Origin of the sequence: Parabacteroides sp. FAFU027, assembly GCF_022808675.1 — a bacterium.
Classification (GTDB): Bacteria; Bacteroidota; Bacteroidia; order Bacteroidales; family UBA7332; genus CAXXIC01.
On sequence record NZ_JAKZKV010000014.1, the window covers coordinates 32,803 to 59,262 of the forward strand.

Consider the following 26,460-nt stretch of genomic DNA (forward strand, 5'->3'; position numbering starts at 1 on the left):
CTTTTTAGTCCGTCCATTTTATGCTATTTTTGCGGCAAAATAGATAGGGATGATGATTAGTTTAGGTAAATACAGAGTTATTTTAATCCTTTCGGGATTCATTATGTCAATGACCGGTTATGCCAATGAACCGGCACAGGATTCGTCAAAGGACTCAACAACAACGAAGCAGGACGAGAGCATTAAAAGCCTGATTGACACGACAAACACGTTTATTCCGGACGGTATGGAATCCAATGTGGATCTGATGCCGCACCAATCCACGGAAACACCGGCCCAGAATGTAGACTCGGTAGAACAGGAGGAATCGTTCTTAATCTACAACCGGCTGAATATGCCCCTGGAGTATGAACGCCCCTACCCGACCGACGTATGGCGGATACCACCATACCTATACGAATACGAAAAAGAGAAGAAATATCTGGATGTTTCGGTGGAAAAAAACCCGGAACTGGAAGAGTATTTCCGGCTTGACACGCTACGTCTGGAGATTTTGCATCACATCATGTTTTACAACCCCAATCTCATAACCGGTATCAAAAACAGTCATCCTTCCGAATACAAAGATGACGAAGTGCCGACCATTGAGACTTCAACTTTACTGGAACATCTTACCCATACCAACCTCGATATTACGAACCTGAAACCATCTAATAAGATGGCAATCGACCTGGGTAAAAAGGGGTATTGGGCGTATGCCAACAAGTCCTCACTTCAGTTTTCCCAAAACTATATCTCTGAAAACTGGCAGCAAGGGGGTGAAAGTAACCTGGCACTCAACGGAACACTCAACATGAAAGCGAACTACGCGCACGAATCCGGCCTTACCCTCAACAATGAGTTGGACTGGCGGGCCAGCTTTTTTACTGCTCCCAGTGATACAGTCCGTTCATGGCGGGTAACGGATGACCAGCTTCGCCTCACATCAAACCTGGCTTTTAAAGCATTCCAAAAATGGAACTACTCGACAACCGCCGAGTTTAAGACCCGTTTCTTCAACTCGTTCAAGACCAATTCGAACACTAAGCTGGCATCGTTCCTATCTCCTGCTGAATTTAGCTTCAGTATCGGTCTTAGCTATGCCAATGACCTGAAGAAGTTAAAGATAAAGGATCTGAATCTCGCGCTCTCGCCTCTATCTTACAACTGGAAATATGTGAGAGAGTACAAACGTATCGACGTGACCCGATATGGCATCACAGCCGGCGAACATGCCCTTGACCAGGTGGGATCCCGTCTTGACCTGAGGTTTTCACAGGATATTAAAAAGAATGTCAGCTGGAATACACGCTACTACTATTTTACCACCTATAAGAGCGTGGAGTCAGAATGGGAAAATACACTCAACTTTACCGTAAATCGATATTTCTCGACGAAAATATTTTTTGATCTGAGGTTTGATGATAAGCGTAAACTGAAAAGTAATGAAGACTCTTACTTTCAGTTCAAAGAACTGCTAAGTTTCGGATTTAGCTACGTTTGGTAATCTTTTACGATTACAAGGAAAAAGACCGGCTATCAGGTGATAAAACCTGGCAGCCGGTCTTTTTATAAAAACACAACCCGCCTGTGAATATCATCTCAGGCCTTAGAGTTTATTTTTTGGCTTTTGGAAATGGTCTCCCAGGTCTTGGAAAGTCAGTAAAATTCATAGAGACATTCGGTGGGAATGTTGGTACTTCTATGATAGTGCAGGCTACCGTTGACACATGCCAGACTTTTGGCCATTGAGCGCACCGAACTGATATTGTGCGAAACCATCAGGATGGCCAGGTCTTTACTAAACTCCTGAAGTAAATCGTTCAGCTTCCCTTCCGAATCCTTATCCAGATAAGAGTTAGGTTCATCGAGTATCAGCAATTGGGGATTACCCACCAATGCCCGTCCCAGAAAGGTTCGTTGTAATTGCCCTCCGGAAAGCTGGCTAATCGGTCTTTTTCTCAGACTTTCAAGGTCTAGAAGTTTAATCATTTCCTCAACCGCATGTTTATGACTCTTTGAAAATTTAGAGAAAAGGCTACTTTCACCCGTCAGGCCTGACAATATCACATCATATACACTAATCGGGAATGAGCGGTCAATATTATTGCTTTGGGGCACGTATCCAATGCGAAGGTCAGGAACCTTTTCGCCATCTTGCAGGAATTCTATCTGTCCCGATTGAATGGGAATAACGCCCAGAATGGCTTTGAGCAGCGTAGTTTTCCCACCGCCATTCGGACCAATCACTCCGATAAAATCATCGTTATGGATGGTCAGGTTTACATTTTTGAGTATGACCTTGTTTTCATACCCGACGGTAATATTTTTTATTTCTACGATTCTATTCACTTGCTAAAGCTATTGCGACATCAGTTAAACCTTTGCTCCACTGGTACGAAAGCGGGTCAATCACTACGATTTTGCACCCTGACTCCTGGGCCAGTATCTGAGCGTTCTTGCTATCAAATTCCTTTTGGATAAAGATGACCCTGATATCATGTTTCTTCGCTGCATCCACAAGCATCTTCAGATGCTGGGGCGTTGGCTCTTTTCCGTTAAACTCGACGCTGTATTGATTCAATCCGTAATCCCGAGCCAGATAGGTCAGAGCCGGATGATAAATCAGAAATGAGCGGTTTTTAACAGTCCGGAGCTTTTTCGACAAAACGGAATCAGTCTGGTCTATCTCATTGATTAACCGAACAAAGTTTTTGCGATAAAGTTTTTCGTTTTTGGGGTCTGTCTCTATTATTGCCGAAAGAATATTTTGGGCAATAACACGGGCGGTTTTGGGGGAGCTCCAGGTGTGAGGGTCCAAACCGAAGTGACCACCATCATCGTCATTCCGATGAGAATCATTGTGCTTATGCTCAATCAACGGAATACCTTTCGATGTTTTGTATATCTTCAACGCGGGTTGGTTCTGCTGCAGTTTGCTTAACCAGGCCAGTTCAAAGCCCAGTTCACCGACAGCCAGATAGGATTTGCTTTTGCTCAGGGTTACCAGTTGATTTGGTGAAGGATCGTACGATTCCGGATTGGAGCCGGCAGGAACCATACACATCACATCCATTTTATTGCCAACAATCTGGTCCGCGAAATACTTCAATGGTAGGATAGTAACGGTGATTACCGGCTTATCTTTCTTTTCGGAAATACATGAATTCAGGCCAAAAGAAAAGAGCCCGACAATCAATATGCTGATAAATTTATTCATTGTAGTTAGTAAAAGGGTATTGCTTATAACAAAGGTAAAACTAAAAGTTTGGATAAAATGTCATACTGATTACAAAAACGTAGGATTAGACTAAAGATTGCCCTGGCCGGGTTAAAGATGAAGAGTTGCCGTTTATTGACAGGGTTTGATATTACTGCTATCTTTGCAGCATGAACAATCCGAATATTATTCTTGAAGAAACAAAAGACGGTTCACACACCCTGTTTGTGCCGGCGATGAATGAGCATTACCACTCGGTGAACGGTGCTTTGCAGGAGTCGATGCATGTATTTATTGATGCCGGATTACGGAAGGTTGAAGCTAAAAAAATCTGCGTATTGGAAATCGGGTTCGGCACAGGATTGAATGCCTTCATCACTTTACTGGAAGGCGATAAACTGCAGAAAGAGATTCATTTCACTTCGTTGGAGTTATATCCATTGCCCGAAGATATTTACTCGAAGCTCAATTACGGAGAGATAATAGCGCCCGAAAAAGCCGGTTTGTTTACCAAACTGCATCAGGCTGAATGGGAAAAGAGTTGCGAAATAACCCCGTTATTCCATTTGCAAAAAAAGAAGGCGGATTTATGCCAATACGACTTTGGCGATGAGATGTACGACCTGATATACTTCGATGCTTTTGCACCTGACAAACAACCCGAGATGTGGCAACCGGAACTGTTTCAGAAGCTATCCGACCACACCAATCCCGGTGGAATACTGACCACTTATTGTGCCAAAGGAGTCGTGAGACGGGCTATGCAGGCGGCCGGTTATACTGTAGAAAGACTACAGGGTCCTCCCGGAAAGCGGGAAATGCTGCGGGCAACAAAGATTTAGAAAAGCTTAATCACACCGTAAACCATCTGCATCCAAACAATATAGCGGATAAATTTCCCTGCAAACATGAAGAGGGAAACCGCATATACATTCGCCCGGAGAAAGCCTAGAGCAACGGCAATAATATCTCCGACACCCGGTAGAAAGACAAAGAACGCCATGGCTGAACCTTTTCCGTTGAGCCAGTTCTGAAGCTTATCTACCTTTTCTTTTTTAATCTTCAGGTATTTCTCAATCCATTCCACATTCCCCAGATAACCGAGGTAGTAACAACTCAATCCTCCCAGAAAGTTTCCGATAGTCGCAGCAACTGTGCATCCCCAGAGATTCATTCCCGCCAGGACCAATGCACTGAATACGATTTCAGAGCTGAATGGCAGAATGGTTGCCGCCAGAAAAGAAGCCAAAAAGAGGCCGAAATAGCCCCATTCGGCAAAGTTTAGGATAAACTCCATATATAAATGAGCGCATAGGTAATGAAGAGCGCCTGAAACAAGAAGTTAGAGAAGCGTCCTTTTTCCGATGCATAGAGATAAGAAATCAGGAATGTCGAAATCAGATAGTTCAGGTAAATGATGGAACCGCTGTGCTGAAAGTCAACGACTATCAACGCGTAGGTGCAGAACAGGATGAAAAAGAGGAAGTTCAGGAAAGTCTGACTACGGATTTTATCGTTGTAGCTACTGAACATACAGTGACCGATAGCAAACATTGTAGTCAGAATAGTAATTCCAAGGTGAATCCAGTTAAAGAGTTTTACCTCAGTAAAGTTAATCAAATGGAAGTCAATTCCGGTTTGCAGGTAATTGAGCAACGGCGTATAGTCGTTATAATAGGCAAAATAGAAGAAGGCAAACCAGTACGGTGTTAGGATACCGATAATGGAAGCCAGGAAGCTACGGAAGCTCAACGTCTTCATCATATACATCCCAATCCAGAAGACCGGCAGCAGGTAAACCGTTTTTATCCAGAAAAGGCTGGAAAAAGAGAGCAACAGCGAAATGTCAAATGCGTGTTTCTCTGCCCGTGGAGCCTGGTAAGAACTGAACAGAGACGCAATTGCCACAATGATAAGCAACGCGCTGAAACTTTCGCCCCAGTTGCCCAGCAATTGGTTATTGGTCACCAGGATAATTCCGGAAATAAAGAAAGGTAAAGATGTGCGGATACGATTGATACTGAAACGCGTGTCGGCATGATTGAGCAGGAATGCAAACAATACCAGAAATGCTCCGTCTATCGCATATTTCACGTAGTTATTCTGAATAAGATTGGTCAGGACATTTGAAAAAAGTCCAAAGTCAGGTTTAACCGGAATAGAATGCGGATAAAGCAGGATACGGGTTACAATCAGGCTTAATACCACTAAAAGAGTCAACAGTACCGAGAAACGGCCTGTGGCAATATGTTCAATTATGCTTTTGTTTCTCATCGACACAATTACCTTTTATATTAAGAGAGTAAGGGCAGGCTATTCTCACAGCCTGCCCGGAATATGAATTATAAATCGAATCCGATATCTGATCGGAAGTATTTTTTGTCAAAGTCAATCACTTTTGCATTGGCAAATGAGGTAGCCAACGCTTCGTTTTTGTCTTTACCGTAAGAGCTGACCGCGATGACACGGCCACCATTGGTCACAACGTTGCCGTCTTTTTCGGTAGTACCTGCGTGGAAAACGATGCTATCTGTTACTTTGTCCAGACCGCTGATTACTTTGCCTTTTTCGTAATCGCCCGGATAACCGCCTGATACCAACATAACAGTCACAGCGCTGCGTGGGTCAACTTCCAGTGTTTTTTCATCCAGCTTGCCTTCAGCAACACCTTCAAGCAGATCGACGAAGTCAGATTTGATGCGGAGCATAACGGCCTCTGTTTCAGGGTCGCCCATGCGCACGTTGTACTCGATCACTACCGGCTCACCTTTTACCTTAATCAGTCCCAGGAATACAAACCCTTTGTAGTCGATATTCTCTTGCTGAAGACCTGCAATGGTTGGTTTCACGATGCGCTCTTCCACTTTCTGCATAAACTCTGCATTGGCAAAAGATACCGGAGAAACAGCACCCATACCGCCGGTATTCAGGCCGGTGTCGCCTTCGCCGATGCGTTTGTAGTCTTTCGCTTCAGGCAGGATTTTGTATGATTTACCATCGGTCAGTACGAATACCGAACATTCGATACCGTCGAGGAATTCTTCGATGACCACGGTTTTGCTGGCATCGCCAAACATACCGTTGAGCATTTCTGCCAATTCTCTTTTCGCCTCTTCCAGGTCAGAGATAATCAATACTCCTTTACCCGCAGCCAATCCATCCGCTTTCAATACGTAAGGCGCTTCGAGAGTTTCGAGGAATGCGTAGGCTTCGTTCAGGGTTTCGGCCGTGAAGCTTTGGTAAGCTGCTGTCGGGATGTTATGACGCATCATGAAGGCTTTGGCAAAATCCTTGCTGCCTTCGAGTTGTGCACCCACTTGTGAAGGGCCGATGATGGCTACCTTCTGCAATTCGACATCGTTTTTAAAAAACTCAACAACACCTTTCACCAATGGGTCTTCAGGTCCTACGACTACCATCGAAACCTGGTTGGCTAATACAAACTCTTTGATTTTAGGGAAGTCGGTAGCCGAAATGGCAACGTTGGTACCGACAGTCGCTGTACCGGCGTTACCCGGAGCGATGTAAAGGTTTTCTACTTTTGGACTTTGTTTGATTTTCCAGGCCAAAGCATGTTCGCGGCCTCCCGAACCTAATAGAAGAATGTTCATTGTTGCTTTAAATAAACTATTTGTCAAATGTTATATTCAATCAGTTTGCTCCTTGGTTGAACCCCTTCAGGGTTCTTCAGGAACTTGGATTTGTCTACCACGGGTTGCACCCGTGGTTATTGAGATTCAACCACGTTGTGGTTGTCGGGAACAGAAAGGGATTCGAGTTGATTTACCTCAACCTCTTACTGTCTTCCCTCGTATTTATTTTTCTTGAACACCTTGTGCTTACCGGCAAAGATTTCATACTTGCGGAATTCGCACTCCAGCGTACCATTCAGCAAAGGAACTTTAGCCGATGGTTTCAGTCCGATTTTCTCGAAACACTCCTCGCGGTAGCTGAGTATCCAGGCCTGGTAGCCGGTAAATACGTGCTTGAGGCGCTCACCAATCATCTCGTATAAGCCCAACAGGTCGCGGGTAGAGATACGCTCGCCATAAGGCGGGTTGGTTACAAGAATACCGTTTGCCGGCGGGTTGGTGATTTGCTGGAACGGTTGTGATTTCAGCACTACGTATTTACTCACGCCGGCACGTTTGATATTGGCTTCGGCAATCGCAATGGCATTCGGAGAGATATCCGAACCGTATATTTTAAATTCAAACTCTTTCTCGCGGGAATCGTCGTTATAGACCATATCGAAAAGCTCTTCATCGAAATCGGTCCATTTCTCGAACGCAAACTCCTTGCGGTGAATGCCGGGAGGGATATTGAGCGCAATCATGGCCGCTTCGACCAGGATAGTACCAGAACCACACATCGGGTCAATGAGCGGACATTCGCCTCTCCAGCCGGTCTTCAGGATCATCCCCGCAGCAAGTACTTCGCTGATAGGCGCTTCTGTCTGCTCCTGACGGTAGCCACGTTTGTGCAGCGATTCACCCGAGCTATCGAGCGAAATGGTGCAGCTGTCATTTGCCACGTGCACATTGAGGTAAATGTCCGGATTGGTGAGACGTACCGACGGGCGTTGCTCAAACTTCTCGTTGAAGTAATCCACGATAGCATCCTTTACCCGATAGGTCAGGAACTTGGAATGCTTGAAGTTATCAGAGAAGACCACGGTGTCAATCGAGAAGGTCTGCTTCATTCCGATAACGTTTTCCCAGGCAAACTCTTTAATCTTCATATACACCTCATCGGTGCTTTCAGCCTTGAAAGTGTAGATTGGTTTCAGGATACGCAACGCCGTGCGGCAATGCAGATTTGCCTTGTACATTAAGGCTTTATCACCGGTGAAAGATACGGCGCGACGGCCAATCTCCACATCATTCGCCCCGAGGGCAATCAATTCTTCAGCCAAAACGTCCTCCAGATTATAGAGGGTTTTGGCAATCATTTGGTATGTATTTGTCATTTCTTTGCTTTGGATTGTATGATGCGAGCATCCGGAGCCACGTCATCGGTTACCCAGATGTTGCCACCGATGGTAGCACCATGTCCCACAGTTATACGGCCGAGGATGGTAGCATTTGAATAAATCACGACATCGTCCTCGATAATCGGGTGGCGTGGAATTCCTTTTATCGGATTACCGTCTGCATCAAGCGGGAAGCTCTTCGCACCGAGGGTAACGCCCTGGTAAAGCTTCACGTTCTTGCCGATGATGGCAGTCGCTCCGATTACCACACCCGTGCCGTGGTCAATGGTGAAATACTCGCCGATGGTAGCTCCCGGGTGAATGTCGATACCGGTCTCTGAGTGAGCCATTTCGGTGATCATACGGGGAATAAGAGGCACATCGAGCAGCAGCAGTTCGTGTGCCAGACGGTAGTTGGTGATGGCGCGGATGGCCGGGTAGCAGAAGATCACCTCGCCGGTGCTTTGAGCTGCAGGGTCTCCGTTGTATGCGGCAAGCACATCTGTGCCCAGTATGCGGCGCAGTTCGGGCAGCTTTTCGATAAACGAAGCCGCCTTATCCATCGCCTTTTCCTGATATTCGTTGAAGTGGGTGACATCTTTGGCTGCACATTCGTAGCACATACCGGCGAGGATTTGCTCCACGAGCAGTTCGTACATACGCTCCACTTTTACCCCGATGTGGTAGTTAAGCGTGCGGCTGTTGATGGTAGAGTTTCCGAAAAAGCCCGGAAAGAGAATCGCGCGGGCCAGGTTGATAAAGTCATTCAACTCCTCGCTTGATGGCATGGGTTCGCCTTCGCGGTGTTGATGACTCAGATTTTTAAATGATTCAGGATCTGACAGTTTCTTAACTGTAGAGGTGATTATATCTGAGTGACTAATCGATGTCATACCTATTGCTTATAGTTAGTGTGCAAAGATAGTCAAAAATGCACAAAGCTGTTGATTTTGAGATTAAGAATGCTTGATTAGGGTTGATTAACAGGGAGATTGAGGCGGTTATGGCAGCCAACTGAAAGGGTGACTTTTGTTAAATGACAGTTCTATCGAAAAGGATTTTCCTTAAAAAAAGTATCGCTTGCTATTGCGGGATTAACGGCATTTACATAGATTTACAAATAACCCTTTGATTGAAGACACTTTTTAGTTAATGCAAAAGACCTTGTATTTCGTTTCGTGAGTGTTTCTTTTATTTGAATATTTACCTTTAAAACGAATGTTTTTATGTCAGAAATCAAACATCGCCTGAAGGCGAACCTGTTCGAAAACGTACTAACAGAAGACCCGAACGATTTCATCGCGCGGGTAAGTGCTGAACGCACATTGTCGATTCCCGACATCTGCAACTCTGCCGCAGGACGTGGCGGGGCTGACGTGTCGGCCACGGCCATGGAGCACAGCGTGAATCTCTTCCTCAAAGAGATGGGTTACCAACTGAGTGACGGATTCTCCGTCAACACGGGCTACTTCACTGCCACTCCGCTGATTAAGGGAGTTTTCAACAGCCCGATGGAAACTTTCAACCCATCGAAACATTCCGTCCTGTTCCAATTTAACCAGGGGGGATGTGCTACGCAAAATGCTCTCCGACATCGGGGTGGATATCCTCGGTGTGGCTGAAAGCGGCATCTCAATTGCCCAGGTGACCGACGTGAAGACGGGCCTCATCAACGACCGCATCACCCCCAACCGCAACCTCCGCATCAAAGGTTCGAAGCTCAAAGTAGTGGGTGAGCACGAATCCGTGGGCATCTTCTTCGTCAACGAGGCAACCAGCGAACGCACAAAAGTGGATCCAACCGACATTGTGACCAATAATCCATCGGAGCTGGTGATTGTCACGCCGGGATTGGCGGCGGGGAGTTATGTGTTGGAGGTGGCTAGCCAATATAGTGGTGCTCAATTGCTAAAAGATCCGAGGTCTATAACTTTTGACAAAGTGTTGACCGCTCAATAAGTCGTTTGTGACACCTACAATCGAGCGATTGTGGGTGTCACAATAACGTTATTGTGAGTATCGCAATCGTACGATTGAAAATTCTTAAGTTTTTCCGCTATAGATAATAATGTTTTAAGTTCTTATCATAAACAACTATATTTAATTGAATTACAATGAAGAAACTATTTTCTCTTTCACTCTTGGTTTTATCGTTAAGTATCAACGCTCAACTTCCCTTAAAGGGATTGGTTGCATATTTCCCATTTAATGGCACCGTAAACGACGAGGGTCCAAATGACAACAATGGACAGATTCTTAGCGCAACTTTGACCAGTGACCGATTTGGGCACGACAATGCAGCATATGCTTTTAATGGTATTAACGACCATATCGTTTTACCCTCATCGATAAACACTAAATTATCCAATAGTTCTTATTCGATTTCAATCTGGGTATTACCAACTGATACAACCCCAAAACTCGATGGTTATGAGTTTTTTAATGATAGAAGTGCCACTAACTGGAATTATCGCTACAGAATAGTTTACGGGTTATCCAATAGTCAAAACCTTAAAAAAGTGACATACATCCAAAGTATATATCCGGGAAAAGTATCAACAATATATGACAAAACCCCTATGATTTACACCTGGACCCATTATGTTATTTCATATAACAATGCTAGTTCGGTAATGAAAGTATATAAAAATGGGGAATATGTTGATTCGGTCGCTCAGGTTCCTTTTGTAACGGGGGATAGAGAGATTAATCTTGGATGCACATTTTCACCTAACTTCCCCAATGGAACAGCATTTTTCAAGGGTAAACTTGATGACATTGCTTTCTGGAACAGACAACTAACTCCTACCGAAATAGCAAAAGTCTTTAATGATGGGATGTGCAAACAATTAGTATCAGTAACCGACACGTTGGTAATCAATGCTAATCTGTTGGGGATATCTCCTATTACCTATCAAAATACCATCAAAGTATATCCCAATCCTACCAAGGATTTTTTAATGGTAGACTTCGGAAATAACTTTTCAACATTGAATCAATACTCAGTTAAGATAAAAAATGCTTTAGGTTCGGAAATCTACTCTACTAACATAAATGAGCAGGTTTCTAAGATAAACATGTCACAATGGACCGGTAATGGCATTTACTTTATTCAACTAGTTGATGCAAAAGGGAATACCGTTGATGTAAAGAAAATCATTCTCCAATAACTTCAACTGACTATAAAAGCAGCAAATTCTAATTGCTCCTCTGCAACCATTGAGAAACACATACTATATTAACCCGGACGATATTTCAACGTTTTACCCGTCCGGGTTATGTATTGAAAAGAAATGAAACCCTTATGGTTGAGCTCTATAAACGATATTCTGCAAATGGATTCACGCAAATAATCAAAACAGATGGTAATCATATTCGCATATCATTATGAATTGGGCAACCAAGATTATAGGGTAACCACAAGGGTTACCCCTACAGAAATAACAAACGGTCGGAATCCTAAAATTCCGACCGTTTGTCGTTTATCGTTACCTCAACACCCGACTCTCCATATCCTGAAAAGCATTCTGCTGATTCATTCGATCTTTATCCGTAGCATCTGTCCGGAGGTCGAGCCGTGTGAAGACATGCAGCCGCGAATCCACCATATCGATATCGATCAATCCTCCTGAGGCCGTGCGCATTCCTTTGTAAATCAACACAGCACTCACCGGGTCGGCCACATCATCCTTCTTCGACTTATAGACTTTCATCGCGCATCCGGCAGGCAGGGTGACGCCTTTCTCCAAATCCTTGCGCACCCGGTTGAGCAGTGTCTGCAACTCCTGCAACGTTTCCTGCGGACGGAAGTGATACCAGTATTTATCCTCAGCGGCAGAGTTTTTAGTATCAATGTAGCCCAGCATCGGACCGAGTATGCCAACGAGTGACAGCGTTTTATTCGAAGCAATGACAATCGGATCCACCAGCAGAATGTTCTTCGGTATCACTTTTCCGTTGAAATACCCCGAAGCCACCATCTCCATAATCAGAGGCCCACTCGTGGATGAACCGGTGAAGCTGATATTGGTGTAGCCTTCTTTGACCAAACGTTCGTATTCCGATTTGATGGAGTCCTGCCAGTCCCGCCACGTGGATTGTTTAAACGTCTCATAGCTGCGACCGTGACCGCCCAGCAACACCTGAGAGACAAACACCTTTGCCGAGTCCGGCTTCAACCACGTACGGAATTCATCCCACTCGAAGGTAGTCGCACTGTAACCGTGACAGGCTATAATAACCGGTCGCGTCTTCTCAGCGGCCGTCGGATTGGGGTGAGCAATCGATGTCAGGTATTTCTCCGGATGGTATAGCGATGGGTCAAAGAGCTTCCCGCTATCCAGCATTGCATCGGCATAGGGCGGTGTTTTGTCGCAACCGGCTACCAATCCCATAATCATCACCATTCCAATGTAGAGACGCATGATTATGCGTCTCTGTGACGAAATGCATCTCGTTGATCCAGCGTTATTTATTTGAATACGTTCCATGATAATGTCGTTTGAAAGTAAAGGGGAAACAGGGTGCCGGCGCCATTCACACCATTACCCGTAATTACATTGTATCCCATCGAAAGGGAAATCTTGATGGGAAGATGCGTCTCAAAACAGACTCCTCCTTCGGGAGAAAGCAACACTGAAGTGTTATCCAGGTCATCAAATATCGCATATTCATAATCGGCATGAAAATAACCTGTATTCAACCGGGCAAAAGGGCGCACGACGTGTTGCGGGCGAAACATCCACGTTCCCGAGAGGATATAGTTATCCTGCTTGATGGCATTGCTGTTAATCGCCGTTCCCAGTCGGCTGGTCACGTAACTCAGCCCGAAATAGAGCTTGTCATAGCACAACGTGGGATGGGAATATTGCACCGAAAGGCCGTTCTCATTGTAGAGATTCACCGTCTTTTGCAGACGAAGACCAACATCAAGGATGGGCTTCTGCGCCAACCCGGGCAAGGTGAAACCGACAAGCAACAGGAGCAGAAAGCCGCAGAGGGTTGAATGTTTAGGCATAATAAAAGGGTTTTGATTAGGAGCTTGAATAAAGAACACACCTGCAAAGGTATTTGTTTGTGGGGTATCTAAAGCAAAACCGCCCTGCTGTGGGAGCAAGGCGGTCAGGAGATATATGGTGTGGGATATTTATTGCTTAATCACTTTAACGGTACTGGTTGTCTGTCCGGTTTTCACAGTAAGCAAATAACTACCGGATGCCAAACCTGACACGTTTAAGCTTACCTTGTTCTGACCGTTAATGGCGTTACACTGTTTATGAAGCGCCACTGCTCCCGCCTGGTTAATCAATATGATTTCAGCCTTATCCGTTACTTCTGCATTGTAAGAAAGATTCAGGGATTCTTTCACCGGATTGGGATATACCCGTAACAATGCATTTGTCTGAACTTTCTCAACCGCCGAGGCGCTGCTTTCCACCCGGAGGCCGATGGTACGCGTAGTGGTAGCTCCGGCGGCATCGGTAACGGTGAATTTGAATTTAGCCAAACCGGTTTGTGCCGGAGTAAACTGAGCCGTCTTTGCAGACGAATTTACGGTAACCACCCCGTTAGCCACATCCGATGTTGTAAAAGTCAACGTTCCGCTATAACCACGGGTAAATGCTGAAAGATCTATCTGCAACGGTTGGTTCTGAACGGCAGTGAAATGAGGATTCGCCATCCATTCCAGGTAAGTGTCAAGATTCGTATAACCATCGTGGTCGGCATCGGCATTCGCATCGCTGAAATCTCCGGCTACCGAATTGGCATTCGTGCCAATGATATTCTCCCACCAGTCAGGGAGTCCGTCATGGTCACTGTCGAAACCGGCAGGACGCGTTTCCTGCGGATAGTTTTCATAACCACCCGCGTCAGCCTCATCGTCAATCAGACCTTTATAACCGGTATAACTACCTTTATAAGTATATGTTCCGTTGAATGTTTCATTGATAATCCGGATATCATGGTCGTCAAATAGCGGTTGCGTACATCCCACATCAGAGAGCACACTCTTGTAGGCATCGGTTGCCGAATGGATTTTAGCAAAAGAGGGAAAGAACGGCGCATCCACCCAGGGACTGTACCCATCAGGTGTTCCGGAATATTTCCGACCTGCCGTTTGATTCGTTTCATCAAATACCCCGGGCATTACATTGCCGGCAAAGTAATATTTCTGTGTACCGGGAAAAGCATCGTATTGTGCGTTCAGTGCGTATTTCATCGAACATTCAGGTCCCGGTTTGTAGTAGTTGTTGACAAAGTTCACCTCATGGGCGCCACCGTCGGTAGTCCGGTTGTCCCAGTTATACACTATGTTATTGAAAATATCGAGACTTCCGGCATAATAACCGTTACCATCTAGGCCACCCGCCAGGCTCCAGTTGCGTCCCGAGCAGTGAGCCAACAGATTGTGGTGGAAGCTGCCCTTTTCACCGCTGATACTTGCCGCATAACCGTGAGCCGTTCCAACCGGATAGTTCTGGTGGCCGGCCACATTCAGGGCTTCAGAGATCAAAGTCCGCTGCAGGGTGATATTTTTCCCGTTACGCGAGCTGAATGCTTCGTCTATAGTCCAGCTGATGGAACAGTGATCGATGATGCAGTGGTCGCTTCCGGCCATTCCCATCCCATCGTATGTCTGGCCTTTACCCAAACGCACGCGAATATCACGAATCACAGCATCTTTAGCTCCACTCATTCCGAAAGGTGCACTTCGAATACAAATCCCCTTACCCGGTGCGGTTTGTCCAGCTACTGTGATGTAAGGTTGAGTCAATGTAAGTCTGGATTGCAGTTGAATGATTCCCGAAACGGAAAAGACAATCGTGCGCGGACCAATATCAGTTGTCACAGCAGCACGCAAGCTACCCGGACCATCATCATTCAGATTGGTTACCTCAACGACTTTTCCGCCTCGGCCACCACGGGCAAAACGGCCATACCCTTCCGCATCGGGGAATGCCAGCTGACGGGGACGGAAGTACCAAACGTTGCCTTTCGTAACGAGTCCTACCGATGTTATCTCATCTACCCGCCAGTAACAGGTATTCATGCTGTACAGGTTTAATAAAGTATAGGTGGTATCCGACTGTATCCCTTTGTAAAGTGGTGAAGTTACAGTTGCATTAGCTACGCTGGCAGAATCATTGCCAAAATAGACCTGGTGTTGGGTAACACCGGGAGCCGGGCTCCATAGAAGAGTCTCAGTTCCATTGTCTGCATCTACATGTTCGTCACGATCGGCAGGAACCGGATTTTTAGCAGCTGCTGCGATATTGGTCGTATTTATTTCAAAGCCACACAAGGTTACGTTTTTCTGTGTCGCTGAAGAGGTCCGATCAGCTTCAAACAGCACAACCACGTCTTGTCCGTCAACTGCTTGTATTTTGAAATATTTCGTCGGAACATCTGAGGTTTTGAGCGCACGATTGCTGGGCATCAATTTCTCTACAGTCAACACCCCGTTCACATAGATATTAATCGGGCTAAAAGTGTATGCCAATGGGCTGTCAAAAGTATTGTGAAATGTGAGAAGAGTATGCTCCCCGGCTGGTAGACCACTAATGCGCATTTCTATTTTTGCCCCGTTATTGGCATTGGTTCCAGCGACCATGACACCATCATCAACGAGGCGGGCATAATACGGAGATGAGATGCCGGCTTTGTACCATTGGGTCGTCAATCCTGTGCCAAATTCATCTACTTGTGTGAATTTGATTTTAACGCCGCTGATTGTCATGCTATCGCTCTTCGCCCCATCAACAGCGAGATACCATGAAGTGTACCCCGGCTCATTAACTTCTGATGCTTGTCGTCCTGATTTGTTTAAATCGACTTTTATAACCGGGGAATTTTGTGCAAAAACAGCTTCGGGTTGAAATAAAAAAGTGACGCATGCAATTGCAATCCAATATCGCCACTGTGAAAGGGTTGGTTTGTAGAGAATTCTCATTACGGTCTTAGATTTATAATTTAAGTCCGTAAAATTAGTTTGCATTAGAAATTCCGATGGGTGGAAATTGGTAAATAAAGTGGAAAAACTGGTGGATAAGCTGCTTATAATATAACCGTTTCCTTCTTTTTGATGTAAAAATCACAAACAATGCTCCCGCTGTACATCTCCGGAAAAGAAGTGCGGACAGCCAGTTTCAGGTTCTCATTCCGCTTCGCAGTGAACTGTTTTTTATCCTTGTAAAATGAAGTTACCGCTTTCCAGATTGCTACCGCATTTCCGGTTTTTCCGCCAACCAACGTTACAAAGAATGCCAAGATATCCAGAATCAATCTGATAAACAGCACTTTGTTAAGCTCCTTCTGCGGAAGGTTTTTATACAGCATCAGCAGGTTATTACGGAAATTGAGGTAGGTTTTTCTCGGGCTTTCGGTCGAAAGTGTTGCTGCTCCTAGGTGGAAAACCGTACTTTGGGGAATGCAATAAAGGTCATAACCTCTTGACTTCAATCGCCAGCAGAGATCAATCTCCTCCATGTGGGCAAAGAAGTCTCCATCGAGTCCGCCCACTTCGTAATAGAGTTTAGTCCGGATGAAAAGGCACGCTCCGGTCGCCCAGAAAATCGGAATAATGGAGTCGTGCTGTTGGTTGTCTTTTTCCAGGGTTTGAAAAAGCCTGCCCCGACAGAAAGGATATCCGAGGTGGTCAATAAAACCGCCGCAAGCTCCGGCGTGCTCGAAGTATTCGGGACTGCGGTAAGCGCGGATTTTAGGTTGGCAGGCAGCTACTTGCGAATGGGAATCCATAAAGGAGACCAGCGGCTCTATCCAGCCCGGAGTAACCTGTACATCAGAGTTCAACAGGACGGAATATTCTGTCTGAATTGCTTTCAGCGCCTGGTTGTAACCTTCGGCAAAGCCCCGGTTCTTATCCATAGGGATAATTCCTACTTCGGGAAACTCCGATTCCAGAACTGCGATGCTGTCATCCGTAGAGCCATTATCGGCAACGTAAACATCGGCCAGTTCGCTGTTGGTATTGGCTATGACCGACGGCAAAAACTCGCGCAACAGGGCTGCACCGTTCCAGTTGAGTATGACTACAGAGACTTTCTTCATGGAATTTCCTTAAAACAGAATGTAAAAGTAATGAAAAAGCGGGAAATACCCTATCGGATACTTCCCGCTCACTATTTTTCAGGGGTTAATCTTCCCGTTTATGTTTCCACCGCTTGTGTGTCCACAGCCAGTAGGCCGGGTCACGCATAATGGTTTCCTCCATCAACCTGGCATACTTTTCAGTAATTTCAAACTCCCGTGTTTCGGTTGGATTTTCAGTTATCACTTTTATCTCAGCCTCGTATTTCCCCCGTCCGGTTTTACGGACATCAAAGTAAAACACGTCAAAATCAGCCTTCTGGGCAATTCGCTCAGCTCCCACCAGTATTGATGTCTCGTGATTCAGGAAGTTGGTCCAGTAAATCAGATTGTTTCTTGATGGTGACTGGTCCGAAAGGAATGCGATAAGCACCTGTTTCTTTTGCTTTTTCAGCATCAGGATTTCACGCATCGTCTTTTTCTTTTCAATGCTGAGCGCACCATATACCGAACGGATTTGAAGGAATATTTTATCCATCAACGGACTCTTCAGCTGGCGATATATCTGTCCGGACTGTGTCGTATTCAGGCGATAGTTAATTGACGAAAACCACTCCCAGTTACCGTAATGCCCCAGCATGATAATGGCTGAACGCCCTTTTTTCTCCCACTCATTCATGACCTCCATATTTGTGATCCGGGTACGGCTAAGTACCTCTTCTTTTGTTATGGCAGCCTGTTTTACGCTTTCAACAATGTAATCGCAAAAATGGTGATAGAATCGTTTTTCCAGTTGGACAATCTCCTTTTCTGACTTTTCGGGGAAACATTCCGTCAGATTCTGTCGAACCACTTTCCGCCGGTACCTGGCAATATAGTAGGTGATGGGGAATAAAATATCCGAAATCACGTAGAGGCAGCGCAGCGGCAGCTTGGCGTGAATCCGGATAAGGGTGTATAGTAATAAATACAAAGCTTTTTCCATTCTGTGTTCTTATTGCAATGAACCGTTCAACAGCGTTTTGTCGCCATTAAACTCCTGCAAAGATACGGATTGGGTCGTATTTATCAATTCCTCCTGATAGGGAACCTGCACTTTGATGTAGTTTTCGGTAAAGCCGACCATCATTTTCCCACTGGATGAATGTTCAAACAACACCTTACGAATTTCGCCCTGATACTTCTGGTAAAACTGGTGTTGACGCTCGTCAGAAAGGTCAAGCAACCGCTTGCTGCGCTGCTGTTTTTCCTGCGGCGTTACCACATGTTCAATCTTCAGCGCCTGGGTATTAGCCCGCTCGGAATAGGTAAATACATGAAGCTGAGCAAAATCGAGAGATTCTATAAAACGGTAAGCGTCTTCAAAATACTCTTCCGTCTCTCCGCGAGAACCTACAATGACATCTATTCCGATAAATGCATCGGGGATAATCTCTTTAATCAATTGGACTTTATGCGCAAACAGAGCCGTATCATAACGGCGGCGCATCAGCTTGAGCACATCGTCGCTGCCCGATTGCAACGGAATATGGAAATGCGGTGCAAAACGTTTTGAACCGGCCACAAAGCGGATAATTTCATCGGTGAGCAGATTCGGCTCGATGGATGAAATCCGGAAACGGTCGATCCCTTCCACATTATCCAGGGCCTGAATCAGTTCAAAGAAAGTTTCTCCGGTAGTACGGCCAAAATCACCGATGTTCACACCGGTCAGGACAATCTCTTTGCCACCTTCGGCTGCCACCTTTTTAGCTTGTGCTACCAACTCTTCAATGGTTCCGTTACGACTGTTACCACGGGCATTAGGGATAGTGCAGTAAGTGCAATAGTAATCGCAACCGTCCTGTACTTTCAGAAAATGGCGGGTGCGGTCATCGCTCGAGCAGGAGTGCACAAACTTTTTCAGGTCGTTTTTGGACGAAGAGACCACTTCTCCTTTTTGTTTCTTACGCAGGTCGCCGAGGTGAGCCAGGATATCCATCTTTTGGTTGGAACCCAAAACAATATCTACTTCTGGGATTTCGGCGATCTCCTGTCCTTTAAGCTGTGCGTAACAACCTGTTACCACAACATAAGCGCCGGGATGTTCCTTGATAAGTTTGCGGATAACCTGACGACATTTCTTGTCAGCAAGTTCGGTAACGGAGCAAGTATTTACCACACAGATATCGGCTTTCTCGCCTTTGCGCACAGGGCGCACACCGTGCTCATTCAGCATCTTGCCGATAGTGGAAGTTTCAGCGAAATTGAGTTTGCAGCCTAAGGTAAAATAGACTGCAGTTTTATTTTCAAATTGTGTATTATCAATCATTTGTAGGAAATTGGACTGCAAAATTAGCCATTTTTCCTGCCAGCCGCTTATCTGGAACGAAACTTAACTTTGTTTCAAGTTTATGGTATATATACGGAAAGTGATCTGAATACCATCTGGTTCGTTGGCTTTTCCCCCAATCGTTGTATCCTGTCAATAGTGTCAAAAAATATAACGATACAGTCGATTTGGCTAAAGCCGATAAAAAAAGAACTCCCTTGTCCGTCGGCTAAAGCCGGACGGCAATGCAACAACTGCAACAATAATAAATTGCCGTCAGGCTTTAGCCGACGGTCAGATATGAAACAGAACAAATCCGGCTTTAGCCAAAGACTTCGAATCTCTAAATGGGTTCCCCACTCCTCCGTGTACAACCCAACGGAACTTTGCCCCGTCACAATTGTTCTAATTTTAACTGAGATAAGAAATGAGAGACCTTCTCAAAAAATTAAAGGATGCTGTAATCGGAAACACGCGTGATTTGACCGACAGCAGTACATTCAGCAGAATTTCATTGATTGTCTTTCTTGCCTGGGTTGGACTTGGTGCTGATGCTTTATCATCTTCGTGTTACGGACCCGAAGAGATCTATAAGACATTGGGGGCGCATATCAACCTCTCAATTATAGTCGGACTGTTAACAACAGCAACCATATTTATCATCAGCACCAGTTATTCCCAGATTATCAGATTGTTTCCACACGGTGGTGGCGGTTATTTAGTCGCCAGTCGGTTAATCTCTCCCCAAATGGGAATGGTGTCGGGTTGCGCACTGCTTATCGACTATGTTTTGACCATTTCCATTTCTATTTCGAGTGGGTCTGATGCCGTTTTCAGTTTTCTGCCCATTCAGTATCATGCCTATAAAACAGTTTTCGCACTTACGATATTAGCAGTGCTTGTCATATTAAATCTCAGAGGTGTAAAAGAATCGGTAAAAGCATTAACCCCCATCTTTATTGTTTTCGTATTTACCCACATCTTATTGATTGGATTCTCATTTTCTACTCATATTCCTGATATAAAGAACGTAGCGGTACAGACCGGGGCTGAATTTTCCAATACGGTCCATCAGTTAGGTTTTTACGGAACATTTTTTCTGATCATGAAAGCCTATAGCATGGGTGCCGGAACTTATACCGGGATTGAAGCAGTAAGCAACGGGATTCCGAACCTACGCGAGCCCCGAGTGAAAACAGCCATTAAGACGATGCGGTTGCTAGCCTTTTCATTGTCGGTTGCCGTACTGGGATTGATTGTATCTTTTTTCCTCTTCAATATTCATCTTCAACCCGGAAAAACAATAAATGCGATATTGATCACGTCTGCCATTGACACATGGAATCCGGTTATCGGCCAAGCATTTTTATACATAACATTGATCTCTGAAGCCGCCTTGCTTTTTGTCGCTGCTCAGACCGGATTCTTAGATGGCCCGAGAGTGATGGCCAACATGGCACATGACTCCTGGTTGCCTCACCGGTTTACGATGTTAAGCGATCGGCTGGTCTCCCGGAATGGAGTATTGATAATGGGTATTGCTGCATTTGCCGTTATCTGGCTATCAAAAGCATCGGTAGCATTCCTGGTCGTATTATATAGTATAAATGTGTTTATCACCTTTTCTCTATCTCAATACGGGATGGTAAAACACTGGTTTACCGAACGTAAAACGGAAAAGAAATGGCTTGAGAAACTTCTGATCAATGGAATTGGGCTGTTGCTTACCGTGTTTATCCTGCTTAATGTAATTGTCGTTAAGTTTTACGAGGGGGGCTGGATTACAATGATAATTACCGGAGCATTGGTGACTGGTGGTTTTTACATCAAAAGGCATTATCGGTTAATCGGGCTTGAACTTAGTAAAATACATCATATCCTAATCTCACAGACACCGGAAATTGTCAGCAGCCTGAAGCATAAATTAAATTGTTCATCAAATGAAAACCGGACCATCGGCACGGGGGATATGACAGCGGTGATCCTTGTAAATGGGTATTCGGGAATCGGACTTTACTCCCTGTTTACGATCCTGAATTCCTTTCAGAATGTATATAAGAATTTCGTTTTTATACAGGTCGGCATCGTCGATTCGGATAGTTTTCATAAGAGTCATGTGGTCGACAAAATAAGACAGAATATTGAACAGGACCTGAATAAATACACCTCTTTAATCCGGGAAATGGGATATCATGCCGAATACCATTACTGTATTGGAACCAATGTGGCTGAAGAAGTGATTAAAATGGTTCCCGAAATAGTAAAAAAATACCCGAATGCAACGTTTGTGGGTGGACAACTTGTGTTTAAAGGCACATACCAAATAACCAGAATCCTGCACAACTATACTATTTTCTCCATCCAAAAGCACTTATATAATCTGGGAATCACAACGATCATTATACCCATTTCATTGAATAAGGTGCAGGAAATAAGCAGGTATAAATAATGAGCAAATCTATTGTCATATTTCCCCCCGATTGACCGTAGCCTATCCCACACACAATCCCACAACTGCCAATTACCGCACTCTGTCGTTCGGCGACAGGCTCCGCCTTCGTCGTTGATAATCAAGGCCTCCTGGCCTTACCTTAGTATAAAAAAATCCTGATTATCTGTACAATCATCAAAAATAACCATTCTATTCCAATTACCCCATCCCATACTCATACATTATGCAGAAAGCAGCTCCAGACCGATTGCTGAAACTGCTTTCTTATTCTTGCTTCCGCGTTATTGATGCAAAGCAGGAGCTTTGCTTTTAGCAATGACGACAGCAGAGCTTTCGCCAAACTGCCTAATGATCGGATAACGGTTATCGCACGCTACTGGTGACGGGGGCATCCTTGGATATTAGTCAACCCACTTTGATGCAAAAATCAATGGAACAACCAAAATAACTATCCCAATCAACAATGCGTAGATAAGAATTTCGATATCTGTAAATACCAGCAGCAAAACAATACAAATTACGCTTGCTATCAATTTGTAAATCCATTTACTTACAGGATATCTAGTTGACTCTCTTTTAGCTCTTATTAGCCAATAAAATGAGTCAAAGAATAATCCAAATGCTATTCCAGAGGCAAAAAAAAGAACAATAAGAAGCGATACCTTCAATCCAAAAGAATAAACAGTAAAAACAAGCCCGGCTAAATAAAAAATTGTTTTAGCTCCAGTTTCTGAAGAGAAATACTTTCTGCATTTTTTTATTACATCCATTAATCATTTACTTTTTAGATAGTTTATCAATTGCTGCGTTTGCACTATTTGTTACGATTGTAGAGGCAGTTGATGCAGCTAAATTCGTACGATTCTCAACATAATTTGTCAATTTAGTCTTGGCATCAATAGCTTTAGCAGATAAAGGATTTGATCCTTTATGATCATTTAGTCGATGAGAAGCACTTTGTAGCACTTTGGCTGTAGATGAATTAGATATAAACTTTCTTGCTATTTTACCAACGACTTCACCCGTAACTCTGCCACCTAAACCATCAACTACGGTTTTCCTTATACTAACCTTACCATCTTTTGCCAGTTGACCAGCTGCACTTGCAGCCATATCGTGAGCAGCACCAATTGCCAACTTAGCTACAGATGACATATGACCAATTTTCGATGCTAAACCAACTCCTGTAGCACCGGCAACAGCAGCAACAACAACAGATCCAAAACTGAAATCTTTTGAGAATGTTTTATTGTGACTAAGTCCTATTTCGACAGATTGTACTGCAATATCAAGAGCAGCACCAATTAAAGCACCGGCAACCATTTGTGGCATTCTTCCATCCGGATCTGTCTTAAGTACCATGTTATTATGGCACATGGTATATGGACTCAGGTCATAATCATTCTCCACCTCCGGATCCGGTGTCTGAAACCTCATAATCGCCGGATAGTACTGCCGCCAGACAATGTCATAGGTATCATACCCATGCATCTCTACAAACTCCTTGCCGTTGTACTTACGATGTTGTAAATCCGGATTGTCGCCTGCTTGATATGCCCATGGCAATCCGGATGGGTAATATTGTGTCCGCTGTGCTACTGTATTGGTATTGGCAAGCCATACCTCCCGGTCGTCACTCAGGTGATCTCGACGATAGTAGAAATACTGCGGCGATGCGAGATTCTCCACATACCCCTCGTCGTTATAAATACGACTCAAGGTAGTCAGCGAAGCATTTCCATTTAGGGTCTTGTACTCAAAGTTGCCGATATAGGCCGTACCATTCTGGTCGACTGTCCCCGCCAGATAACTCTGTGCTTTAATCTGCCCGTCGGCCAGTGGTGTGATGTAGGTCAACTGAGTGAAATACTCCGTTCCCAGCTTCTTGCCACTCGCATCGTAGAGGTTGCGTATCTGGTTGCCGTTACGGAACTGGATGACATCGGGCAAATTTAACACATTATACCGGAATGCCACAATGTTGCGATCCAGATCTTTGGTCATATTACCGTTGGCATCGTAGGCAAACTCGCCAGAAGTGGCCTTGGAGATGTCCTGGTACTCCTTGGTATTATTGAGCGCCTGTGTGCCGCGTGCATCGGTGATCCAGTCGATCTGGTTACTCTTTTCACTATTGGCGTAGTGCAGGGTGAGGTCATCCACCAGCACGACTTACACCTACTATGTTTCCGATGGTTCCGGAAACAGGACTTAAAATACCGGGGTCAGTTCTTGCAATGATTTTGACCTTTTAAATTTGTAAATAAACTCGTTTTACAAACTTAAACGGGTTCCTGTTTTTGTTTGTGCTGAAGCAAAGACAGAGGGCTATTTCCAGCAACACAAACACATCAAATTACCTCAAAGCGCTGAAATACTTACAATTGACTCGCTATGATCAATATTATCCTTGAAGGGATAATTCTGGCAGTAAACATTAAGTCGCATTAACCTTATCAGGTATTGGACGATGATTTATTGGGGGCTGCAAGAACCCGATATGTTTCTACATGAGGGCAGAGGATATGATAGCAGAGGGAAGTCCTTTAATTTAAGGAGGGGGATATATGTGGGCATATTCAGAAATTTACGGTGTTTTCTTTTTCTTTATCGCTGTCAGCTCTCCGACGCTGACAAGATAGCAGAATGCGAATCCCAACATCTTTAATCAACCGTACAACAATCGCACACCAACGACCTGACAGCGAGCCTGCTCCTGTCAGCGTCATACCGGAACTCCGACACCACTAAATACTACAAACTATCTATACCCAAACAGCTAACATACTCTACCTCCACGGATCCTCTACTGTAACTCCGGTGATGCTCTAGTAATGCAATCCTGATTAAAAAAGCAAGCAACTTTTAATTCGATTACAAACATCACTCATTTACATCATATTATCACAAATACACCACATATCCTTTCAAACTGAAAGACATTATTACGAACACCAACCTCAACCAGACAAAACCAAATTACCAGATAGTATTTTACAACAATATACTATTCAATCATTCGGATTAAGCGCCGATATTGGGATGTTCTCCAACACCCAATTGAAACTCGCCACACACCGCCCGGCATTAGGATTTACAGCCATTTATCGCTACCTTTGTAAAAAATATAGATTCACAACAAACTAAATGACAAGGAACTAGTTTCCTGTATCATCGCATTTACGCCTATGAAGCAACCGCCTAAAAAAGAAAATAAAGACCTGACCTTCCAGGTTACACAACCGACTGAACTGCTCAACTTTCTGATCGAGAAAATCCATGGCAAAAGCCGCAACTCCATCAAATCGTTGCTGACCCACAAACAGATCAAGGTGGGCAACAAAGTGGTATCACAATACAACCACCCACTCAATCAGGGTGATATCGTGAAGGTGACAACTGTTCGCCACGAAGAGAAGAAGCTGATCGGATTACGTATCGTTTACGAAGACAAGTACGTGATCGTGATTGACAAGGATCCGGGCGTACTCTCCATCGCTACTGAAACTGAAAAACGCGGTACGGCGTATAGCATCCTGAGCGAATATGTGAAGGAGAAACATTCGCAGAACCGCATCTTTGTGCTTCACCGTCTTGACCGCGAAACTTCCGGTCTGATGATGTTTGCCAAAGACCAGGAGACCCAGGGCATGCTGCAACATCACTGGGACCGTTCGGTGCGTGCCCGTTCGTATGTGGCATTGGTAGAAGGACAAGTCAACCAGCCGCAGGACACCATCGTGTCGTGGCTTAAAGAGGGAAAAACCTTCGTGGTTCACTCCTCTCCGATCGACAATGGCGGACAGAAGGCCGTCACGAACTACCGCGTACTCAAAAATAACCGATACTATTCCCTGCTTGCACTTGACCTGGAGACCGGTCGTAAAAACCAGATCCGTGTACACATGCAAAGCATTGGCCACCCGGTAGTAGGTGACAAGAAATATGGCGCTACGCATAATCCAATCCGCCGCGTAGGACTTCACGCGATGGAGCTATCGTTTATCCACCCGATAACCAATCAGTTACTGGAGTTTTCAACACCAATTCCGAAAAAGTTCACAGCGGTATTTGGTGCTGAGAAAAGCGATGTGAATATTCGCCGAGTGAATAAGAAATAAAGCAACCCCACCCAGCCTCCCCAAAGGGAAGGAGACGATGCTACACTTTGAACTTTACCTCAGAGAACCACAGAGTTATGATACACGTACTCTGTGGTTCTTTGCGTTTAATCTATCTTAGGTCTCTGGTTTTTACGCGTCAAGCGGCCTGAAGCCGCTGAACGCTTGCGCTCAACACCGGGCAGCGGCTCTAAGGCGCTTGCCGGATTGGCCTATTGGAAGAGAACCACAGAATGGATATCCCCACTCTGTGAATCTCTGTGATACCCTCCTCCCCTTTCATCGTGAAACATAAATAAACACCAATCCTAAAGAGCCCTAAATACCGTTTTGGGGGTTAAACTTTCATATTTGCGG

General features: G+C 44.8%; 21 protein-coding genes and 1 pseudogene. 7 read left to right on the forward strand and 15 right to left on the reverse strand.

Features of this window, described 5'->3' with window-relative positions; genetic code table 11:
- Positions 1-49 precede the first annotated feature (49 nt).
- The gene (locus MLE17_RS16610) at positions 50-1,486 is read left to right on the forward strand and encodes a DUF3078 domain-containing protein (protein ID WP_243349848.1); all 1,437 of its coding nucleotides are present in this window, start codon (positions 50-52) and stop codon (positions 1,484-1,486) included.
- A gap of 152 nt (positions 1,487-1,638) precedes the next feature.
- Here MLE17_RS16610 and MLE17_RS16615 read toward each other — a convergent pair whose 3' ends face one another.
- On the reverse strand, positions 1,639-2,331 hold the full coding sequence (locus tag MLE17_RS16615; RefSeq protein ID WP_243349849.1) for a metal ABC transporter ATP-binding protein: 693 nt from the start codon (positions 2,329-2,331) through the stop codon (positions 1,639-1,641).
- The gene (locus MLE17_RS16620) at positions 2,324-3,199 is read right to left on the reverse strand and encodes a metal ABC transporter solute-binding protein, Zn/Mn family (protein ID WP_243349850.1); all 876 of its coding nucleotides are present in this window, start codon (positions 3,197-3,199) and stop codon (positions 2,324-2,326) included. Before MLE17_RS16620 ends, MLE17_RS16615 begins: the two co-directional genes overlap by 8 nt.
- Positions 3,200-3,369: 170 nt before the next feature.
- Here MLE17_RS16620 and mnmD point away from each other — a divergent pair, with 170 nt between their 5' ends.
- Positions 3,370-4,041, forward strand: coding sequence for a tRNA (5-methylaminomethyl-2-thiouridine)(34)-methyltransferase MnmD (mnmD, locus tag MLE17_RS16625; protein ID WP_243349851.1), 672 nt, complete (start codon positions 3,370-3,372; stop codon positions 4,039-4,041).
- Here the strand turns inward: mnmD and MLE17_RS16630 are convergent.
- From MLE17_RS16630 to epsC, 5 genes and pseudogenes are all read right to left on the reverse strand, one after another.
- Positions 4,038-4,496 (reverse strand): YqaA family protein, encoded by a 459-nt coding sequence (locus tag MLE17_RS16630; protein WP_243349852.1) that lies wholly within the window; start codon positions 4,494-4,496, stop codon positions 4,038-4,040. The two genes, mnmD and MLE17_RS16630, sit on opposite strands and share 4 nt — an antisense overlap.
- Entirely contained in the window at positions 4,481-5,473 is a 993-nt protein-coding gene (locus tag MLE17_RS16635) for a hypothetical protein (protein WP_243349853.1), read from the reverse strand. Before MLE17_RS16635 ends, MLE17_RS16630 begins: the two co-directional genes overlap by 16 nt.
- Positions 5,474-5,541: 68 nt before the next feature.
- The gene (gene purD / locus MLE17_RS16640) at positions 5,542-6,810 is read right to left on the reverse strand and encodes a phosphoribosylamine--glycine ligase (RefSeq protein ID WP_243349854.1); all 1,269 of its coding nucleotides are present in this window, start codon (positions 6,808-6,810) and stop codon (positions 5,542-5,544) included.
- A gap of 209 nt (positions 6,811-7,019) precedes the next feature.
- Positions 7,020-8,168: pseudogene (locus tag MLE17_RS16645) on the reverse strand (class I SAM-dependent RNA methyltransferase); the annotation flags it as partial.
- Positions 8,165-9,064 carry a serine O-acetyltransferase EpsC gene (gene epsC, locus MLE17_RS16650; RefSeq protein ID WP_243349855.1) on the reverse strand — a complete coding sequence of 300 codons (900 nt, stop codon included), beginning with the start codon at positions 9,062-9,064 and terminating at the stop codon, positions 8,165-8,167. The gene epsC and the pseudogene MLE17_RS16645, both read right to left, overlap by 4 nt.
- A 333-nt stretch (positions 9,065-9,397) precedes the next feature.
- Between epsC and MLE17_RS16655 the strand changes: the two genes are divergently transcribed.
- The 3 genes from MLE17_RS16655 (at position 9,398) to MLE17_RS16665 (ending at position 11,341) form a co-directional block, all read left to right on the forward strand.
- Positions 9,398-9,793 (forward strand): DNA-binding domain-containing protein, encoded by a 396-nt coding sequence (locus tag MLE17_RS16655; RefSeq protein ID WP_243349856.1) that lies wholly within the window; start codon positions 9,398-9,400, stop codon positions 9,791-9,793.
- Complete coding sequence (locus MLE17_RS16660) at positions 9,753-10,130, forward strand: DUF4469 domain-containing protein (RefSeq protein ID WP_262920353.1); 378 nt, start codon at positions 9,753-9,755, stop codon at positions 10,128-10,130. Before MLE17_RS16655 ends, MLE17_RS16660 begins: the two co-directional genes overlap by 41 nt.
- A 155-nt stretch (positions 10,131-10,285) precedes the next feature.
- Complete coding sequence (locus tag MLE17_RS16665) at positions 10,286-11,341, forward strand: LamG-like jellyroll fold domain-containing protein (protein WP_243349858.1); 1,056 nt, start codon at positions 10,286-10,288, stop codon at positions 11,339-11,341.
- Positions 11,342-11,659: 318 nt separating this feature from the next.
- Here the strand turns inward: MLE17_RS16665 and MLE17_RS16670 are convergent, their stop codons facing one another.
- From MLE17_RS16670 to mtaB, 6 genes are all read right to left on the reverse strand, one after another.
- A complete protein-coding gene (locus tag MLE17_RS16670) occupies positions 11,660-12,595 on the reverse strand; it encodes an alpha/beta hydrolase (RefSeq protein ID WP_243349859.1) in 936 nt (311 codons plus the stop codon).
- A gap of 47 nt (positions 12,596-12,642) precedes the next feature.
- Positions 12,643-13,188 (reverse strand): hypothetical protein, encoded by a 546-nt coding sequence (locus MLE17_RS16675; protein WP_243349860.1) that lies wholly within the window; start codon positions 13,186-13,188, stop codon positions 12,643-12,645.
- 129 nt (positions 13,189-13,317) lie between these two features.
- Positions 13,318-16,122, reverse strand: a complete 2,805-nt coding sequence (locus tag MLE17_RS16680) for a T9SS type A sorting domain-containing protein (protein WP_243349861.1) — start codon at positions 16,120-16,122, stop codon at positions 13,318-13,320.
- 104 nt (positions 16,123-16,226) lie between these two features.
- Complete coding sequence (locus MLE17_RS16685) at positions 16,227-17,240, reverse strand: glycosyltransferase family 2 protein (RefSeq protein WP_243349862.1); 1,014 nt, start codon at positions 17,238-17,240, stop codon at positions 16,227-16,229.
- A gap of 85 nt (positions 17,241-17,325) precedes the next feature.
- Entirely contained in the window at positions 17,326-18,204 is an 879-nt protein-coding gene (locus MLE17_RS16690; protein ID WP_243349863.1) for a lysophospholipid acyltransferase family protein, read from the reverse strand.
- Positions 18,205-18,213: 9 nt separating this feature from the next.
- Positions 18,214-19,530 carry a tRNA (N(6)-L-threonylcarbamoyladenosine(37)-C(2))-methylthiotransferase MtaB gene (gene mtaB, locus MLE17_RS16695; protein WP_243349864.1) on the reverse strand — a complete coding sequence of 439 codons (1,317 nt, stop codon included), beginning with the start codon at positions 19,528-19,530 and terminating at the stop codon, positions 18,214-18,216.
- 427 nt (positions 19,531-19,957) lie between these two features.
- Here mtaB and MLE17_RS16700 point away from each other — a divergent pair, with 427 nt between their 5' ends.
- Positions 19,958-21,979 (forward strand): APC family permease, encoded by a 2,022-nt coding sequence (locus tag MLE17_RS16700; protein WP_243349865.1) that lies wholly within the window; start codon positions 19,958-19,960, stop codon positions 21,977-21,979.
- Between the two features lie 404 nt (positions 21,980-22,383).
- Here MLE17_RS16700 and MLE17_RS16705 read toward each other — a convergent pair whose 3' ends face one another.
- Both MLE17_RS16705 and MLE17_RS16710 read right to left on the reverse strand, forming a co-directional pair.
- Entirely contained in the window at positions 22,384-22,752 is a 369-nt protein-coding gene (locus tag MLE17_RS16705; RefSeq protein ID WP_243349866.1) for a hypothetical protein, read from the reverse strand.
- 7 nt (positions 22,753-22,759) lie between these two features.
- Positions 22,760-24,145, reverse strand: coding sequence for an RHS repeat domain-containing protein (locus tag MLE17_RS16710; protein ID WP_243349867.1), 1,386 nt, complete (start codon positions 24,143-24,145; stop codon positions 22,760-22,762).
- A 1,025-nt stretch (positions 24,146-25,170) separates the two neighbouring features.
- On the opposite strand from MLE17_RS16710, the gene MLE17_RS16715 reads away from it, so the two are divergent.
- A complete protein-coding gene (locus tag MLE17_RS16715) occupies positions 25,171-26,103 on the forward strand; it encodes an RluA family pseudouridine synthase (RefSeq protein ID WP_243349868.1) in 933 nt (310 codons plus the stop codon).
- Positions 26,104-26,460 lie beyond the last annotated feature (357 nt).